This is a genomic window from Alteromonas sp. AWJ4_197 (assembly GCF_056160285.1).
In genome coordinates this window covers 236,562-253,434 of sequence record NZ_JBSWWW010000007.1, presented here as the reverse complement: position 1 = coordinate 253,434, position 16,873 = coordinate 236,562, and the positions used below count along the sequence as shown (strand labels likewise).

Annotated in this window: 14 protein-coding genes and 1 other RNA gene; 9 read left to right on the top strand and 6 right to left on the bottom strand. The window is 49.1% G+C overall.

Features of this window, described 5'->3' with window-relative positions:
• Positions 1-38 precede the first annotated feature (38 nt).
• A complete protein-coding gene (gene ppsR, locus ACXAGC_RS17035; RefSeq protein ID WP_119501065.1) occupies positions 39-851 on the top strand; it encodes a posphoenolpyruvate synthetase regulatory kinase/phosphorylase PpsR in 813 nt (270 codons plus the stop codon).
• On the opposite strand, the gene ACXAGC_RS17030 is transcribed toward ppsR, so the two are convergent.
• Both ACXAGC_RS17030 and ACXAGC_RS17025 read right to left on the bottom strand, forming a co-directional pair.
• Complete coding sequence (locus ACXAGC_RS17030; RefSeq protein WP_474845703.1) at positions 848-2,815, bottom strand: tetratricopeptide repeat-containing sulfotransferase family protein; 1,968 nt, start codon at positions 2,813-2,815, stop codon at positions 848-850. The two genes, ppsR and ACXAGC_RS17030, sit on opposite strands and share 4 nt — an antisense overlap.
• Positions 2,816-2,904: 89 nt before the next feature.
• Positions 2,905-5,592, bottom strand: a complete 2,688-nt coding sequence (locus tag ACXAGC_RS17025) for a TonB-dependent receptor (protein WP_474845701.1) — start codon at positions 5,590-5,592, stop codon at positions 2,905-2,907.
• 351 nt (positions 5,593-5,943) lie between these two features.
• Here ACXAGC_RS17025 and ACXAGC_RS17020 point away from each other — a divergent pair, with 351 nt between their 5' ends.
• A complete protein-coding gene (locus ACXAGC_RS17020; RefSeq protein ID WP_474845969.1) occupies positions 5,944-7,878 on the top strand; it encodes a BCCT family transporter in 1,935 nt (644 codons plus the stop codon).
• A 29-nt stretch (positions 7,879-7,907) separates the two neighbouring features.
• Positions 7,908-8,381 carry a MarR family winged helix-turn-helix transcriptional regulator gene (locus ACXAGC_RS17015; protein ID WP_119501061.1) on the top strand — a complete coding sequence of 158 codons (474 nt, stop codon included), beginning with the start codon at positions 7,908-7,910 and terminating at the stop codon, positions 8,379-8,381.
• Positions 8,382-8,466: 85 nt separating this feature from the next.
• On the opposite strand, the gene ACXAGC_RS17010 is transcribed toward ACXAGC_RS17015, so the two are convergent.
• Together ACXAGC_RS17010 and ACXAGC_RS17005 are read right to left on the bottom strand one after the other, a co-directional pair.
• Positions 8,467-8,811, bottom strand: coding sequence for an RnfH family protein (locus ACXAGC_RS17010; protein ID WP_119501060.1), 345 nt, complete (start codon positions 8,809-8,811; stop codon positions 8,467-8,469).
• On the bottom strand, positions 8,811-9,239 hold the full coding sequence (locus tag ACXAGC_RS17005; RefSeq protein ID WP_119501059.1) for a type II toxin-antitoxin system RatA family toxin: 429 nt from the start codon (positions 9,237-9,239) through the stop codon (positions 8,811-8,813). The genes ACXAGC_RS17010 and ACXAGC_RS17005 overlap by 1 nt, the downstream gene beginning before the upstream one ends.
• A gap of 139 nt (positions 9,240-9,378) precedes the next feature.
• Between ACXAGC_RS17005 and smpB the strand changes: the two genes are divergently transcribed.
• Positions 9,379-9,858 carry an SsrA-binding protein SmpB gene (smpB, locus tag ACXAGC_RS17000; protein WP_303574297.1) on the top strand — a complete coding sequence of 160 codons (480 nt, stop codon included), beginning with the start codon at positions 9,379-9,381 and terminating at the stop codon, positions 9,856-9,858.
• On the opposite strand, the gene ACXAGC_RS16995 is transcribed toward smpB, so the two are convergent.
• A complete protein-coding gene (locus ACXAGC_RS16995) occupies positions 9,803-11,134 on the bottom strand; it encodes an NADH:flavin oxidoreductase/NADH oxidase family protein (RefSeq protein ID WP_474845697.1) in 1,332 nt (443 codons plus the stop codon). The genes smpB and ACXAGC_RS16995 overlap by 56 nt on opposite strands.
• A gap of 181 nt (positions 11,135-11,315) precedes the next feature.
• On the opposite strand from ACXAGC_RS16995, the gene ACXAGC_RS16990 reads away from it, so the two are divergent.
• The 5 genes from ACXAGC_RS16990 (at position 11,316) to ssrA (ending at position 15,932) form a co-directional block, all read left to right on the top strand.
• Positions 11,316-11,537: a VF530 family protein gene (locus tag ACXAGC_RS16990; protein WP_474845695.1), complete on the top strand. Its 222-nt coding sequence runs from the start codon at positions 11,316-11,318 to the stop codon at positions 11,535-11,537.
• A 334-nt stretch (positions 11,538-11,871) separates the two neighbouring features.
• Positions 11,872-12,405, top strand: a complete 534-nt coding sequence (locus tag ACXAGC_RS16985; RefSeq protein ID WP_119501056.1) for an RNA polymerase sigma factor — start codon at positions 11,872-11,874, stop codon at positions 12,403-12,405.
• Positions 12,402-13,103 carry an anti-sigma factor gene (locus ACXAGC_RS16980; RefSeq protein WP_474845693.1) on the top strand — a complete coding sequence of 234 codons (702 nt, stop codon included), beginning with the start codon at positions 12,402-12,404 and terminating at the stop codon, positions 13,101-13,103. The genes ACXAGC_RS16985 and ACXAGC_RS16980 overlap by 4 nt, the downstream gene beginning before the upstream one ends.
• Positions 13,104-13,318: 215 nt before the next feature.
• The gene (locus ACXAGC_RS16975; protein WP_474845691.1) at positions 13,319-15,379 is read left to right on the top strand and encodes a hypothetical protein; all 2,061 of its coding nucleotides are present in this window, start codon (positions 13,319-13,321) and stop codon (positions 15,377-15,379) included.
• A 195-nt stretch (positions 15,380-15,574) separates the two neighbouring features.
• Positions 15,575-15,932, top strand: a transfer-messenger RNA (tmRNA) gene (ssrA, locus tag ACXAGC_RS16970).
• A 66-nt stretch (positions 15,933-15,998) separates the two neighbouring features.
• Here the strand turns inward: ssrA and rluF are convergent.
• A complete protein-coding gene (gene rluF / locus ACXAGC_RS16965) occupies positions 15,999-16,754 on the bottom strand; it encodes a 23S rRNA pseudouridine(2604) synthase RluF (protein ID WP_474845689.1) in 756 nt (251 codons plus the stop codon).
• Positions 16,755-16,873: the final 119 nt, after the last annotated feature.

The following is a 16,873-nucleotide window of genomic DNA, read 5'->3' as shown; positions in this document are numbered from 1 at the left end:
ATTCCGTAATAAAATTACAACAATGTTAAGGATTTGTTTTGCGTACCGCATACTACATTTCAGATGGTACAGCCATCACTGCTGAGGTCTTCGGCCACGCCTTACTGTCTCTGTTCCCTATACAGTTTAATCACACCACGATTCCCTTCGTTGAAACCGAGGAACAGGCCTACAAGGTCCTGGAGAAAATTTCTGAAAGTTTTCAAGATACGGGAGAAAGGCCGCTCGTTTTTTATACAATTGTGAATGTCGATGTGCGCAAAATTATCTCCCGTTCAGTGGGTATTAATTATAATTTTCTCGATCAATTCGTTGCGCCTGTCGAAAAAGTGCTCGGTGTACCGTCAAAACCGGAAAAACACCGTACCCACAGTATTCACGAAAAAACCTATGATATTCGCATTGAAGCGGTGAACTATGCACTGGCCAATGATGATGGTTCCAACATCAAAAACTACGAAGAAGCAGACATTATATTAGTGGGTGTTTCCCGCTCCGGTAAAACACCCACCAGCCTGTATCTGGCGCTTCAATACGGCATCAAAGCGGCCAATTATCCCTTCACTGAGGAAGACATGGGGGACATGCTGAAAATGCCCCCCGCACTGCGCCGTTATAAACAGAAGCTGTTCGGCCTTACTATCCACCCGGAAAGGCTCAGTCAGATCCGTTCTGAGCGCAGGGCCAACAGCCGCTACGCGTCACTGCAGCAGTGTCGTATGGAACTTCGGGAAGTAGAAAACCTTTATCGTCGCGAGCGCATTCCGTTTTTGAATTCAACCCGCTATTCCGTAGAAGAAATTTCCGCGAAAATTCTTGCTGAAACCGGCCTGCAACGGAAGAAATACTAAGCTTCAGACTCCCCGTCCAGTACCGAAAACAGTGGCGCAAGGTAAGGTTCAAAGCCTTTCCATTGCGTCATGCCGGAACGGTAAATCGGTTGTCTTACCTGCTCTGAGCTGGGGGTTTTAATCACCCGCTTCGTCTGATGGAAGTTCAGGCAGGCCTCTTCAAAAGGTAATCCGCAAAAGTCCAGCATGCGTCTGACCTGCCCTTCAAGATCGTCAATCACATCTTCGTGCTGCACCGTAAGAATTTGTCCAGGCAACACTTCATGCCAGTGGTCCATCAGCTTCCGGTAAGCATTGTAATAACGTCCGATGTCATTCAGTGAATAACTGAACTCCTGTCCTTCGCCGAAAAGCTGCTTAAACCCGCTGAAACAGCAAGCCACAGCATCCCGTCTGGCATCAATGATTTTGGCATTGGGCAGAATGCGTTTGATAAGTCCGGTATGAATAAAATTGTTGGGCATCTTATCAATAAAAAATGGGGCACCACGGCGGTATGCACGGGTTTGAGCAATATACTGCTCTCCCAGCTTTTTGCATTGCTCATCTGTGAGGGATGACAAGTTTTGCGGATAAGGCACCGCCTGATGGCTGAGCCCTGATGCGATCCCCAGAATATCATGCAGTTCCATCGTACCGTCGACCATAGAGTGAGAGGCCAGAATTTGTTCCAGTAGTGTAGAACCGGCGCGGGGTAAACCCACGATGAAAATCGGATCAGGAGCATCACAGCCTTTTGCGTGCTCAAACAAAGGCGCATTGCAGGCGGACTGCTGTGACGCCATCGCCTGTTCAGTACGGGAAATATCGAAACGGAGTGTCTGGCGCTTCAACTGATTACCGTTATCGTAATAACGGAAAGCATCATCAAACGCTTTATCGTCTTCACTGGCTTTACCCAGCGCAAAATACAGATGAATTTTATCTTCCAGCGCAGTATTTTCATTCTCTGCTGCCGCTTTCATCCTGTCTGTCAGCGAAGCTGAAAAGCTATACGTTTTAGTATTCGCCAGGCTCCAGTAAGCATCACCAAAATCAGGCGCTATCTCTGCTGCTTTTTCGTAGGCGGCCACAGCGGCAGCGGCGTCGCCTGAGGCCTTCAGCGCATGGCCATACTGTACCCATAACGCCGGTCGCCTGCTGTTTTTATCAAGCAGTGTGCGGTATAAAGTCAGTGCCTCATCTACCTCCCCGGTGCCGGTGAGAGCATGGGCAAGGGCGACGGCTGCCTGAAAATTATCCGGCTGACGTGCCAGACGCCCGCGGGCAAATTCAACGGCACGGGGAAACTTACCCAGCTTACCCAGTACACTTTGATACGCAGTTGCTGCAGCTTCATTATCCGGATACAGTTCTGCACAACTTTCCAGCAGGAATTCTGCATCATGATAGACCTTCAGTTGCATGCCGGCTTCCGCAAGTAACATCATGGCATCGGGATGATGTTTATGTTGTTTCAGAAAGTCCCTGCAAATTTGTTCTGCTTTTTGTAACTGCCCTTCATGGAGTAAATCCATGGCCCCCAACAGTGGTTTTGGCAGTGACGATAAAGACTGAATATGTTGTCCTGCCAGTGCCAGTGCGTCGGTGTTACCGGTCTGGCGGTATACCTGTTCCAGCTCCCGCCAGGCAGTCAGCAGAGCCGGATTAAATCGTGTAGCACGGTAAAACGCAGCGGCCATCTCCCGGCCTTTCTGCAGCGCTTTAAAACAATACCCCTGCTCCTGATATCCCCGGCCATAATCCGGAAAAGCTGTCAGTAATCTGTCCAGTACGGGAAGGGCCTGCGCCGGCTCTTTTGCCATTCGTAAAGCCACAGCCATCAGATACAGGCATTCACGGTCTGTCAGGGTATTGTCATTTCCCGACAAACATTCTTTGCATAACGACACTGCCTGCGCGAACTGAGACTGCATCAGGGCTTTTTTGGCTTCATTTAGACGAGACTGAACGGAACGGGTCATGTTAATCCTGCATTAAACAACGAAAAAACGGCAAGCCCGCAAAGGCTTGCCGTTTCAATATTAACGTAATTAATTACGCAACGGATAACTTAATAGTAATCGTATGACAAACGCACGCCAATGGTACGCGGACGGTTAGTTACCACTTTCGGCGTGAATTGCTGCGTATCGATGTTCAAAATAGCATTCTCATCAAATACATTGTCTATATACAATTCAGCTTTCCACTCATCATTGGTCACACCCACCGCAAGATTTGTCAGTACATAGGCTTCCTGTACATAACGGCCGCCACGGAACGTCCCGCCGTTGCTGTCTGCATAGGTTACGCCTTCATACACTGCGGCTTCATCTTCGATTTTAAGACCTGAGCCTGTGCCGTAGATAAGTTGCGTGGCATCTTCCATTACGTAGGCATCCATCACCATACCGGCAAGTCTGTCACCGGTGTAGCTCACAGAAGCATTCACGTAACCGCGCTTGTCACCCTGTAATTCAAAGAAATAACGGGCGTTCACGTTTCCTGAGAACTTCGCAGAGTAAGGCAGTTCAGAACCGACACCGGCAGAAATACCTACAAGTTCAGAGTTTACGCGGGTCAGCTCAGTATCCAGTAAGCTGAATGCACTGCTGATGATCAGATCATCACCGGCAAGCCAGGTAATATCGGCATCAAGACCACGGATCTCAGCATCACCCACGTTGTCGGTGAATACCAGGAACGAGATATTGGTCGGATCAAAACGTGAAGTTTGCAGATCGGTGATTTCAGAATAGTACGCAGTTGCATTCACACGTACCAGTCCGTCAAAGAAATCCCCTTTCAGACCAAGTTCATAGTTGTCCAGCGTATCCGTTGTAGAGTAAACAGGAATACGGAAGTTCTCGAACTTACCGGACTGGTTAGATGCCAGACCACCACCAACACGGTTAGTTACCGGCGGGCGGAAACCTTCTGAATAGTTAGCAAACAGTAAGATGCCGTCTGTCATCTTCCAGTCCAGTGAGAATTTCCAGATAGTATCATCAACGGTAAGTACGCCGTCAGAATCCAGCAGATCCACTTCCAGCTGACCGCTTTGAATAGCTTCATTAACCAAAGCAGGATCCAGTCCCACTGCGGCTAATTCAGCATCATCCATTGTGCCGAATGCACGGATACGTCTTGAAACATCTACGGTGGTTGTAGAGCCTTTATACTCGTCGTCAATCTGGTACCAGCGGGCACCGACACTGGCGGTCAGGGTATCAGTAATATCGTATTCAAACTGACCGAACACTGCTACCTGCTCAATGGTATGAGTGATGTCGTTAACGAAGCTGATATCAGCCGGGAACGGGCCGCCATCACTGTTAATGCCTTCATTACCTACCAGATTCCTTGCCATATCCGGGAATAACTCAGTACTGGCAATGTTAAACTGACCAACAGTCGCCACTTCCTGATCGTCATAGAACAGACCGGCAGTAACACGCCATGGCTCATCCATGGTGGTATTGAAACGCAGCTCATGGGTCATACGGGTTGAAGTGGTGTCTTCACGGTAGAACTTGGTAGGGTCAAGACAACGGTCTTCGCTGTTTGCATCAGAGCTATCATAACTGCATACATAGTACGCTGAGAATAAACCGCCGTTGGTGTAACCGGTGTAGTCTGCAAGGGTATCGATTTCACGGTCGAGGTAACCACCGGTATACACCACATCCAGCTTTTGCAGACGGCCTTCCAGTGTCCACGTCGTCAGGCCGAATTCATCCTGGTTCTCTTCAGGCTGGAAACGGTTAGTGGAACTTTCACCTTCCAGATTCGGATCGTATGCAAACACACCTTCTGTTTCTAACGTTTGCTGTGTGTGCTGTACCAGCAGATCCCAGTCATCATTGATGTGGTAAGACAGACCAAAACGGGCACCGGCATAAACTGCATCGTTGAAATCGTCTTCAACCAGCGAGTCGTTTCGCGGTGACACTACGTCAGCATCCACCGGAGACGTGATCTCAGGATTAGTAATACGGTTTGCATCCATGCCTGCGGGGTTAGTTAATACACCACCGGAAATACGGCTGATCACCTGTGCACTGCCGATGTAGCCACCGTTACCCGGCTCATTCAGCACGTTGTCAATCCAACCGCCCTGTCTGTCGTTATATGCAGCAACACGAACAGCCAGGTCATCAGTCAGAGGCATGTTGAAGTAAGCTTCAACCGCATTGCTCATCTCACCGCCCTTGGTGAAACCGATATTCGTATCAACACCGGCAGAAAAACCTGAGTGATCAGGTTTCGCGGTGATCATTCTCACCGTACCTGCCTGCGAGCTTGCGCCGAACAGTGTCCCCTGAGGACCGGGCAGTACTTCTACGCGCTGGATGTCAGTTGCGTAAATGTCGAGGTTACGGCCGGCCATAGATACCGGCTGTTCGTCCAGGTAAAAAGCAACTGAAGGTTGCAGTGCCTGAACAGATGACAACATGATATTTGATTGTGTGGTTGCAGCACCACGGATATAAATTTCATTCTGACCCGGGCCTGTACCCTGGAATACCACGTTAGGTAAGAATTCAACGTAATCCTGGAAGCTGTCAATGCCAAGGTTTTCCAATGCTTTTCCATCAAGCGCGCTGACCGCGACCGGTACATCCTGTATAGATTCACTACGTTTGGTTGCCGTTACCTCAATGGTTTCGATCTTCGCTTTGCTTTGTGCTTCCTGGGCGTGCACCGGAGATGCTGCCAGCGCTGCAACGATGGCACAGCTTAGACGTGTTTTATGCATGTGTGTTCCTCTGGTTCTTTGTTTTACTTAGATGAGTAAATATTTTATGTCGTGCTATTTGCTTATCATTTATTTAGCAATCGCAAGCAGATATACTTGCTCGCTAACAATTTGGTTCATACGTAATCGCGGTGATAGCGTTACAAAACCCTTTGATTATAGCAGATAAGTCAAAAAACTTGTCTATGATCCCTTTCGGAGACAATAAAATCAAGTTGAACACTAATTATTATACTTATGGCAAATATGAATGAGCCTTAAACGAAACGCCAAAATTGTCGTATTCATTCATAATCAATATCTATTAAGACAAAGGAAGCCGTAGTGACAGAAACCAGTAAACCGGGTGCAATGTTAAATAAACCGGTATTTTTTACCTCTTCTCTGGCCATTCTTGTTTTGCTGATTTATGCAGCCAGCAACCCTGACCAGGCCAATACATTCTTCCAGTCAATGCAGGACACAGTGGCGCAAAATGGCGGGTGGTTTTACATCCTCACGGTAGCCATTATTCTACTTACCGTGGTGATCCTCGGATTTTCCCGGTATGGCGATATCCGTCTCGGGCCTGATCACGCCACGCCTGAGTTCAGCAAGCTGACATGGTTATCTATGTTATTTGCCGCCGGTATGGGGATAGGATTGATGTTCTTCGGTGTTGCCGAGCCGGTCATGCACTTTCTGGCGCCACCCACTGCCGACCCGAACAGTATTGCCGCAGTGAAAGAAGCGATGAAAACCACCTTTTTCCACTGGGGCGTACATCCGTGGGCAATTTATGCCGCGGTTGCGCTGGTGCTGGGTTACTTTGCCTACCGTCATCAGTTGCCGCTGACATTACGTTCGGCACTCTACCCTTTAATTGGTGAGCGCATTTACGGCTGGCCCGGCCACCTGGTGGATATATTTGCTGTTACGTCCACTATCTTCGGTGTGTCCACGTCACTGGGTTTCGGTGCAGCACAAATTAATGCCGGTTTGTCTTATGTGTTCGGCATTCCGAGCACAACAGGTGTACAAATTGGCCTGATGGCCGGTGTTGTGGGTATTGCCATCATTTCTGTAACTACCGGTCTTGATAAGGGGATCCGCCGGTTATCCGAAGCAAATATGTTACTTGCAGTGGCATTACTGGTTTTCGTACTGGTGCTTGGCCCCACGGTATTCCTACTGCAGGCTTACCTGCAAAACATGGGAGCGTATGCTTCCGACATCGTGCGGAATACCCTCAACCTGTTTGCCTACGCCAAAACAGACTGGATTGGCGGCTGGACAATTTTCTACTGGGGATGGTGGTTAGCCTGGGCTCCCTTTGTTGGTTTGTTCATTGCTCGTATCTCTTATGGCCGCACCATCCGTGAATTCGTCATGGGTGTACTGCTTATCCCGACTGCATTTACCTTGTTGTGGATGACCGTGTTCGGCAATACCGCTATCGATATGGTACTGGTACAGGGCAAAGACGCGCTGGCTTCAATGGTAAACGAAGATACCTCTGTCGCCCTGTTTGTCTTTTTAGAAAACTTCCCGTTCAGCAGTGTACTGACATTACTGGCAGTACTAATGGTAGTGATTTTCTTTGTGACCTCTTGTGACTCAGGCGCCATGGTTGTCGACATGCTGTGCTCTAACGGTCGTAACGATACGCCGTTATGGCAACGCATTTACTGGGCTGTCAGCGTGGGTGTGGTGGCTGCCATCCTGCTCTACGCCGGCGGGCTGGGCGCGTTGCAAACCATGACCATAGTCGCAGCACTGCCTTTTTCGGTGATATTGCTTGTTGCACTCTTCGGCCTGATGAAGGCCCTGCGGGTAGAAGATTACAAGCGGGAAAGTATGCAAATAAGTGGTTTTCAGACCAGTACCGGTGACAGTGACAAAAACTGGCGTTCGAGGCTGGAAAACATCGTGTCTTTCCCGAACAAAAAAGCCGTAAATCGCTTTCTGGATAAAACGGTACTGCCGGCATTTAATGATGTAAAAGAGGAATTTGGTAAACTGAATTTTGATGTGGAAATTGAGCAGACAGATAAGTTCATGATGCTGACGGTGAAACTCAACGAGCAGCCTGATTTTATCTATGCGGTTTATCCTACATCCACAGTACAACCGGATTTAAACGGTACGCTGGACATAGATAGTGATGACACGTACTATCGCGCCGAAGTTCACCTGAGTGAGGGTGGACAGGGATACGACATCATGGGCTGGTCGACACTTGCTGTTATCAACGATGTCATCGATCAGTACCACAAACACCAGCACTTTTTACACCGGTTAGTGTGAAATCAGCAGTTCACAGGACGGGCTTATTTATGAGAAAAGAAGAAGAATTATTGGTTGCCCTGCGTAAGGTCATCCGCGCGGTTGATTTACGCAGTAAGCAACTGAGTAAAGATGTGGGTCTGACCGGCCCGCAGTTGCTGGTAATGCAAAATATTCAGGAACGCCCCGGCATCATGGTGCGGGAAATTGCGGAAAGCATTAATCTGAGTCCTGCTACCATTACCAATATTCTTGATCGCATTGAAGCCCGTGAACTGGTTACCCGCATCCGCAGTACCACCGATAAGCGAAAGGTAGGCGTGTATCTGACGGACAAAGGTGAAGCATCGCTGGAAAACGCGCCCCGCCCTTTACAGGAACACTTCATCGACCGGTTCAATAATATGAAGGACTGGGAACAAAGCCAGATGGTTGCAACGATGCAACGTATAGCTTCCATGATGGACGCTGAAGATATTGATGCCTCCCCGTTTCTGGAAGTGGGTTCCCTGCGGGATAAATAAAAAAAGCCACGGCGTTTGCCGTGGCTTCTCTTTATGGGGTCTGTTTCCGGTATTAACCCGCCGGATGTCACTTAACCTTCACTTATCATTCTTTTGCTTTCAGCGGATTCGGGCGGCCACCGGTCACTTTATCTGCCCGACCTTCTTCAACGGCTTTTTCAGCACGACGTTTACGGATTTCTTTCGGATCGGCAATCAACGGACGGTAGATTTCAATCCGGTCACCATCATTAACTGTATCGCGCATTTTGGCCACACGGCTCCATACGCCCACTTTCGTTTTCTTTAAATCGATTTCAGGATGAAGTTCACATAAACCGGAAGCAACAATAATGCTTTCGATAGTGCTGTCTGCCGGCACCGAAATTTCCACCAGCGATTGCTTTTGTGGCAGTGCGTAGGCAACTTCTACCGTTATTTCGTCACTCATCAGTACACGCTCCGTGCCCGCTCCGTAAATGCATTCACCATGCTGGTGGCCAGCCCGCTGAATACCTTACCAAAGGCCATTTCAGTTAAACGGTTACTGAATTCAAAATCCAGATTAAGCGCAATTTTACAGGCGTCATCAGATAACGGAGAAAACGTCCACCCGCCTGATAATTGCTTAAACGGACCATCAACCAGACGCATGTCTATACGCCTTGCCGGCTCCAGAGTATTGAGTGTTGTGAACCATTGCTTAATACCGGCTTTCGATACCAGTAACGACGCCTTCATGTGGCTCTCACTGTGGTCCAGAACCTGACTGTCGGCACAGCCCGGTAAAAATTGTGGATAGGCAGCTACATCATTGACCAAATCAAACATGGCCCCGGCACTGTATGCCACTAACGCACTGCGTTGGATACTTGGCATAAACTCACTTTTTATTTCTGATAATCTGGTAAGTCTACCACGACTGTTTATTGTCACCTACCCTTTAAGCGCGCGCTATCGCCCCCATATACCATGGAAATGAAAAGACATTCTATTTGCAATCGGTATAATGGCGTGCATGAAAAAGAACAAATCCAATCAAAACTCAACCGGCACCATCGCGCTGAACAAGAAGGCGCGTCACGACTATCATCTGCAGGACAAATTCGAAGCAGGAGTGTCGCTGCAAGGCTGGGAATTAAAGAGCATCCGTGAAGGTAAAGTGAACATTACTGACACGTACGTTATTTTGCAAAACGGCGAAGCCTGGCTGGTAGGAGCGCGCATTACGCCGCTGAATCAGGCTTCCACCCACGTGATTTGCGAACCTGAGCGGGCCCGCAAATTACTGCTGAATAAAAAAGAAATCGACCGGCTTATCGGCGGCCGAGAGCGTCAGGGCTACTCCATTGTTGCCACTGCCATGTACTGGAAAAAGTGCTGGGTGAAGCTCGAGATTTATCTGGCGAAAGGTAAACAGGAACATGATAAACGTGATGCCGTTAAAGATCGCGACTGGGAACGTCAGAAACAACGGGTGATGAAACACAGCGTGTAACCTCAGGTTGCATCGGCGCAATGGTCTCTTTGATCTTTGCGCTGATATACGCTTTGTATACCATCGTCATCTTTCTGCGGTGGAGAATATCCAGAAACAAGCTCCAGAAACCCGTCGGGTTATGCATTGTGGTCAGATCGTTGCCTAAACGTCTCAGCTGCCGGCGTACTTTTGCCATTTTCACCAGCGATGCCAGTGTTTTATCCTGCCAGTCACACTCCGGTTTTATCCCCGCATAATCCGGCTTTTGCTGCCATTTTTTCATCAGATCCGGCGTAAATGCCAGAGCGCTTGCCATACCCGCGAACGTACATCCGTTGTCCAAAACTTGTTGCACAGTTTCCTGCCGGGCAATACCGCCTGTGGTCATCAGCGGTATGTCAGCCTGTTCAGAAATCTGCTTTGCCACATCTGCGAAGTAAGCGTCTGTACGGGATACGGCAAAACCCTCCTGCGCGGTTCCCTGCATAGCCGGAGATTCATAATTTCCGCCGGACAGTTCCACCACATCCACATTCAATCCTGCCAGCCACTGTGCTACTTCAGTTGCCTCCTGCACAGTAAAACCACCACGCTGAAAATCTGCTGTATTCAGTTTCACCATCACAATAAAATGATTGCCGCAATATGCCCTTACCTGACAAACAATGTTCAGCAACAGACGGGCACGGTTCTTCAGAGAACCGCCCCACTCGTCTTCCCGTCGGTTTGCCAGCGGTGACAAAAACTGACTTAACAGGTAGCCATGAGCAGCATGAATTTGCACACCGTCGAAACCGGCTTCTTTTGCACGTCTCGCCGCCTGGGCAAACTGATGGGTGATTTGATGGATTTGTTCACAGGACATCGGCTGTGGTTTAGCAAAACGTTTGGTGTATCGTCCCAGAGAAAGGGGAACATCTGAGGGTGCCCATGCCACTTCACCAATCTCACGGGGCATCTGTCTGCCCGGATGGTTAAGTTGCATGATGGCTTTTGCGCCACCGGATTTGATCACTGCCGCCCACTTTTCAAAGGCTTTTAAGTCGCCTTCCAGCGGCATAACCACACCGCCAGGGCCGGTCATAGCAGTTGCATCAATCATCACATTACCGGTAATGATCATTCCGGCACCGCCATGTGCCCAGTACCGGTAAAGTGCATAAAGCGCATGATCCGGCTGAAGTTGCTTATCCGCCATGTTTTCTTCCATCGCGGCTTTAACAATCCTGTTTTTAACAACCTGCCCGCATGGCAACGTTACCGGTGTCGCCATTGATATTTGATTTTGCTGCATGATTCCGTGTCTGAAGCTTAAGCGCGACTACTTTATAGGAAATGCCCGGCGCTTTCATGCTTCATGTGCGTTATTTTTTATTTTGCCGTTACGTAAATGATACAGATCAACAGACAGGAACTGACCCACCGGACTGGTTATCTGTTACACTACGGCGGTTTGTATTACCGGAAGCCCTGCCATGAGCCAGCAACAGCCAAATAATCCCTTACATGGTCTGACGTTAGAAAAGATAATCGTGCAGCTGCATGATCATTATGGCTGGGACGGACTGGATGAACGCATTCATCTGAACTGTTTTTATAACGAACCGTCTGTGAAGTCGTCCCTGAAATTCCTGCGCCGTACTCCCTGGGCCAGAGCCAAAGTGGAAGCGCTGTATGTTGAGACTTTTTGTCGTTAATCCATTAACCCGTACCTTTTCCGTTTTCTTTCCGGCGCACTGTCACTGCCCGTAAACCGGCTGAACACGTTTTACTATCAACAATCACATGCCACACTATCAAGCGTGTCTTTGCCGGCTTTAAATCATTGATATGACTAAAAACATGACTCCGGGGCGTGATGTGGCTTCGTCAACATTGACAAGCCACTATTACCTTTTCACTAATATGCATTTCTTTGCATCCGATCTGAGCGTTCAGTCGTTTGGTTCAGGTAGGTTCAACTTGATAGTAAACGGAATAAACGTTAATAATGTGTAAATAGTGACAGCAGACAGCGGAAACTGAGATTTCATGGAACACGAAACATTGTTTCCACTCTTGTGTGAAACGGCAAACGGCAACAAAGAAGCGTTTTCAGAATTGTATAAACTGACCAGCGGTCAAATGTATGCAGTCGCACTGAAGATGTTGAAAAGGCCTGAACTGGCGGATGAAGCCATTCAGGATGCTTATGTCAAAATCTGGCACAATGCCGGTCAATATCAGCGTGGCAAAGGCACTGTGTTTACCTGGATGCTCAGTATAGCCCGCTACCGTGCACTGGATTTGATGCGCTATCATAAAGTGCGCAATGAAGTGGACTTGTCTGAAGATACACATTTACCTGTTTCCCCGGACGAATCCAATTTGTCTGATGCAGAGCAGAAAAAGCTTGAAGCCTGTATGGATGAACTTGAACCTGCCCAGCGGCAGGCAATCCATCTCGCTTACATTAACGGTTTATCTCATCACGAAGTGGAAAGCCACATGGCGTCTCCGCTGGGCACTATCAAAAGTTGGATCCGTCGCGGATTACAAAGTTTGCAGAGGTGTCTGTCACTATGAATTATCTTACTGAAGCACGGAGAAACGCCCTCGCTGCTGAATATGTGCTGGGTACGTTGCGGGGAAAAGCCAGAGTGCGTTATCAGAAGCTGATGATGCAATATCAGGTTATTGCTGAAACGACCGCCTTATGGGAACAATATCTCGACGGACTGAACCACAGGTTGCCGCCGGTCACTCCGCCTCCGCGCGTATGGCAGGCCATCCAGAAACGCATTAATCCTGAAGAACGGACAGATGCGTCCGGTGACATTGTCGCATTCGAACGTAAACGACGAAAGCAGTGGCGTCTGTTTTCCGGCGTGGCCGCCGCTGCCGCGCTGATGATGGCCGTGTTACTCGTTTCCATGACGGAACCTGTCACCGCCCCTGTTGAGCGGGTCGCTATATTTAATGACTCCGATAATCAGCCTTTATGGATCATCGAAATTTCCGGTGACTCCCTGAATGTAAGAGTTACCGGAGCACTTGCCGCCAGACCTGACAAGGACTATCAATTGTGGATGGCGCCGGCCGGTGGCGGAGCACCAGTCTCCCTGGGACTGCTTCCCAAAAGCGGAGATATCACCCGTATTCCGCCCTCCATGTTGCTGGACAAAAACGTTACGGTACTGGCCGTCAGCATGGAGCCACCCGGGGGCTCGCCAAACGGTTCACCCACTGACGTGCTTTACCACACCAACATATTTTCTGTTTGAAGCCCTCATAAAACGGGCGCGGCGCAGCACGACAACGCACTGCGCCGCGCCCGTTTTATCCCTTTCCATTTATCCTGTTAAATATCAAAAAATAAAAAATTTAAAAAAATTTATATTTTTTGCATCCGGTTGCATCTTTCAGTCGTTTGGCTTGTTGTACAGACGCAGAAAAGCAGGCGCGTCTTTGAAAATGCATGTCACATACGGAGGCAACAATGCTGAATACTCAGACGAAAAACGCACCATTCAAATATTCTCTTCTCGCAACGTTACTGGCCGTTTCACTTGCGGGCTGCAGCGGCAGCGATGGCGATGATGGAATGGACGGCATGGATGGTGCTGACGGCCAGGATGGTACGCCGGCCCTGACCACAGGAACGTTCCTGCGGGCGAACAACGGTGACGAAAACCGGGGCACGGTGGACTGGATTGATCAGGACGGCGACATGCTGAGCAGTTTCGAAACCGGTGCCAATGAAGGCATTGCGTTGTCCTCTTCAGGCACACTTTATCAGGCAGGAGACAGCGGTGAACCCATGCTTGGCGCATTTTGCCGTATTGCAGGCCGGGAAGACGGAATGATGATGTCGTCTGTCGATTCTCAGATTCTGGGAGCAAACACCGGTCTCACCAATCCTAAAGGTATAGCGCTGGCTGATGACAGCGGTATGATTTATGTGGCTGACTTTAACGCAATGCGAATTGCTGTTTTCGGCAGTGCTGCAGCAGGTGATGTAGCGCCGGTTGCTGAGATCATGTTGCCGGCACAGCCCTGGGATGTGGCCGTAGATGAAAACGCTGACCGGATGTACGTGGCACTTACCGACGGCACCATCGCGGTGTATGACAATGTCATGGGTTCAGATTTCGCGCCGTCAGTGATGCGTATTATTGTACCGTCAGATGCCAGTGGCACACAGATTTCCGTAAACAGTCACGGCATTGTCTACGACGCAGACTCGGACCGTCTGGTGGTTTCCGATGTGGGTGATGCCAGTGTTGCCGATGACGGGCAGATCTTTGTGATCGACAATGCTTCCACCGCTGACGGTGCCGTGGAACCGGCGCGCACCATCGCAGGCCCGTCAACGATGCTGGGTAACCCTGTAGACATTATTCTGTCGGGCACCACACTGCGTGTCGCAGAAAAATCCAACGACGCGATTCTTGTTTATACAAATATATTTAGTGGTGACAGTGGCGATATTGCCCCGACCCTTTCCTCGTCTTCAGTAAAACCCGAATCCCTCGCAGAAATGACAGATATGCCTGAAATGGCAGATTTTTCTGACCAGGCCCTTGCAGATGTGACCATCGGCGGTGTCAGTGCCAGCAGTAACCCTGCTACTGCCGGCGATACAACAGGCATGGTAGTGCAGTTTGATGCCTCTCTCGGTAGTCAGACTGCTATGTTCGATACTAGCATGAGTATCGAAAGCGTTGCTTACTCAGTCAATGGTGACGGCTTCGTTACGTATGATGACCCGGAAACAGCCATGGGCGGATTACTGGTAGTGAACCGGATGGCATCCATGCGCGATGACGGCATGTTCAGCCTGTCTCAGGACCGCGAAATCATGGGGGACATGACAGGTCTGGTTGCGCCAAAAGGACTGGACGTAAACAGTGAGCACGCTCTGGTGTTCGTAGCAGATGTCAATGAAGCTACACCCGCCGTCCGCGTGTTTTCGGGCTGCGCCGCAGGCAATGTAATGCCTGTGATGACACTGACAGCTTCTGACGGTGCGCGCCCGTGGGATGTGGATTACGACGCTGAAACTGACCGCGCTTTCCTCGCCCTGACCAATGGCACTGTTGCAGTGTTTGATGAAGTTACCCGCAAGATGATGAGCGGCACCAGCGAAATTACGGGTGAAGACCGCCTGCTCATACCGGCCATGAATGGTGAGGCGATTGCTGCACCCACCAATATTCACGGCATTGACTATGATGCTGAAAGCGATGCGCTAGTGATTTCAGATGTGGGCAGTGCTGCCAGTGCGACAGACGGAAAACTTTACGTTATCCCTGATGCCGGCATGGCAGATGGCCTCACAAATATGACTGTTAACATTGCCGGCCCCTCAAGCATGCTGGGTAATCCGGTAGATATTATGCTCAGCAACGGCAATGTCTACGTGGCAGAAAAATCCAACGGTATGATCCTGCGATTTGATAACATTATGAATGCCGCAAGCGGTGACATGGCACCGGATTACAGCGTTGCATTCACAGCCCCTGAATCAGTAGCCGTACTACCAGAATATTTGTGGTAAGTACTGACAGGTAATACTCAGGATTTGGCCGGCAGCATGCCGGCCGTTTTCTGCTATATCGTAAACTTTTTGAGCAAACAGACGTACTAATGTTGAATTAATTTGTGGCGTACACTTGAATAAGTTAGACTCCACCCAATATTCAGTAACATGTTGTTTTAAGGTTATTGAATGACCTGGAAACAGGCGATCGCCGGGGCTGATTAGGATTCGACAGGATCTAGGAAGCTGGAGGTGCATGCAGAGGAGCGGTTTGCCTCTTAAAAAGCCGCATTTAAATAGTCGCAAACGACGAAAACTACGCACTAGCCGCTTAATAACCGGCATAGGCCCTTCCCCCTAAGCTTTGTCTGCTAGCCAGGATTTTGGAAGGTCATTAAAGCAAACTAGCGAGGGAAACTCTCCTGAGGTTGAACCGCGAAATAGTATCAGGACAGCTACCAGGAACCCTGTTTGTCGGGGTCCAAAGTAGTTAAATAAAAGACAAACTAAGCATGTAGTACCAAAGGTAGACATTTTCTGGACGCGGGTTCAAATCCCGCCAGCTCCACCAACATCGAAGGGATGTAGCTCAATATCTATGAGTTACGTCCCTTTTTCATATCCATTGCAAGCAGCTTTACTTCTCTGTTTTTTCCGGCGCTGTCTTCTTAGAACCTTGTACAGCTTTATTCAGCAAATCCAGTTCCTTTTCAGTGAGGTTACGCCACTGGCCGGGACGCAGATTGCCTAAAGTCAGGTGCATGATGCGGGTGCGTTTCAGTTTGGTGACTTCATAGCCGAGGAATTCGCACATTCTGCGGATTTGGCGGTTTAATCCCTGAGTCAGGATAATGGTGAAGCGATCCCGGCCACGGGATTCCAGCTGGCAGGGTTTGGTGACTGTGCCGAGGATGGGTACGCCACGGGACATCTTTTGTAAAAAGCGTCCGCTGATGGGCTGATTCACGGTCACATCATATTCTTTATCGTGGGCATTTTCTGCCCGCAGAATTTTATTCACAATGTCGCCGTCACTGGTGAGCAGGATCAGTCCTTCGGAAGGTTTGTCGAGACGACCGATGGGAAATATCCGCTCTTTATGGCCTATCGCGTCGATGATATTGCCTCTGACGTGACGTTCCGTTGTACAGGTAATACCAACCGGTTTGTTATACATAATGTAAATCCGGTCTGATTTATCCGCAGCCACCGCACCGATAAGCTTACCGTCAACTTTGACTTTATCCCCCGGCGCCACTTTGGTGCCCAGTTCAGGGAGCTCATCATTAATGGTTACCCGTTTTTGTTCGATGAGTTTATCTGCTTCTCGCCGGGAACAGTGACCGGTATCACTGATGTATTTATTAAGACGTTTTGCCTGATCTGAACTCATAACGGGGAATAACCTTTAACTGACAACTTTTTATGAAGTTGCCAAGGATACATGATTCACGGCTTTTTCACTTAGTAAACTTCACCTGAGAATACTTTGCGGACCAGAAAATAGCCAAA

Coding starts and splice junctions, on each gene's coding strand:
- ACXAGC_RS16985 (WP_119501056.1), top strand. CDS start 11,872: ATGGAACACGAAACATTGTTTCCACTCTTGTGTGAAACGGCAAACGGC.
- ACXAGC_RS16975 (WP_474845691.1), top strand. CDS start 13,319: ATGCTGAATACTCAGACGAAAAACGCACCATTCAAATATTCTCTTCTC.
- smpB (WP_303574297.1), top strand. CDS start 9,379: ATGAAAAAGAACAAATCCAATCAAAACTCAACCGGCACCATCGCGCTG.
- ACXAGC_RS16980 (WP_474845693.1), top strand. CDS start 12,402: ATGAATTATCTTACTGAAGCACGGAGAAACGCCCTCGCTGCTGAATAT.
- ACXAGC_RS17025 (WP_474845701.1), bottom strand. CDS start 5,592: ATGCATAAAACACGTCTAAGCTGTGCCATCGTTGCAGCGCTGGCAGCA.
- ACXAGC_RS17020 (WP_474845969.1), top strand. CDS start 5,944: ATGTTAAATAAACCGGTATTTTTTACCTCTTCTCTGGCCATTCTTGTT.
- rluF (WP_474845689.1), bottom strand. CDS start 16,754: ATGAGTTCAGATCAGGCAAAACGTCTTAATAAATACATCAGTGATACC.
- ACXAGC_RS16990 (WP_474845695.1), top strand. CDS start 11,316: ATGAGCCAGCAACAGCCAAATAATCCCTTACATGGTCTGACGTTAGAA.
- ACXAGC_RS17005 (WP_119501059.1), bottom strand. CDS start 9,239: ATGCCAAGTATCCAACGCAGTGCGTTAGTGGCATACAGTGCCGGGGCC.
- ACXAGC_RS17015 (WP_119501061.1), top strand. CDS start 7,908: ATGAGAAAAGAAGAAGAATTATTGGTTGCCCTGCGTAAGGTCATCCGC.
- ACXAGC_RS17030 (WP_474845703.1), bottom strand. CDS start 2,815: ATGACCCGTTCCGTTCAGTCTCGTCTAAATGAAGCCAAAAAAGCCCTG.
- ACXAGC_RS17010 (WP_119501060.1), bottom strand. CDS start 8,811: ATGAGTGACGAAATAACGGTAGAAGTTGCCTACGCACTGCCACAAAAG.
- ACXAGC_RS16995 (WP_474845697.1), bottom strand. CDS start 11,134: ATGCAGCAAAATCAAATATCAATGGCGACACCGGTAACGTTGCCATGC.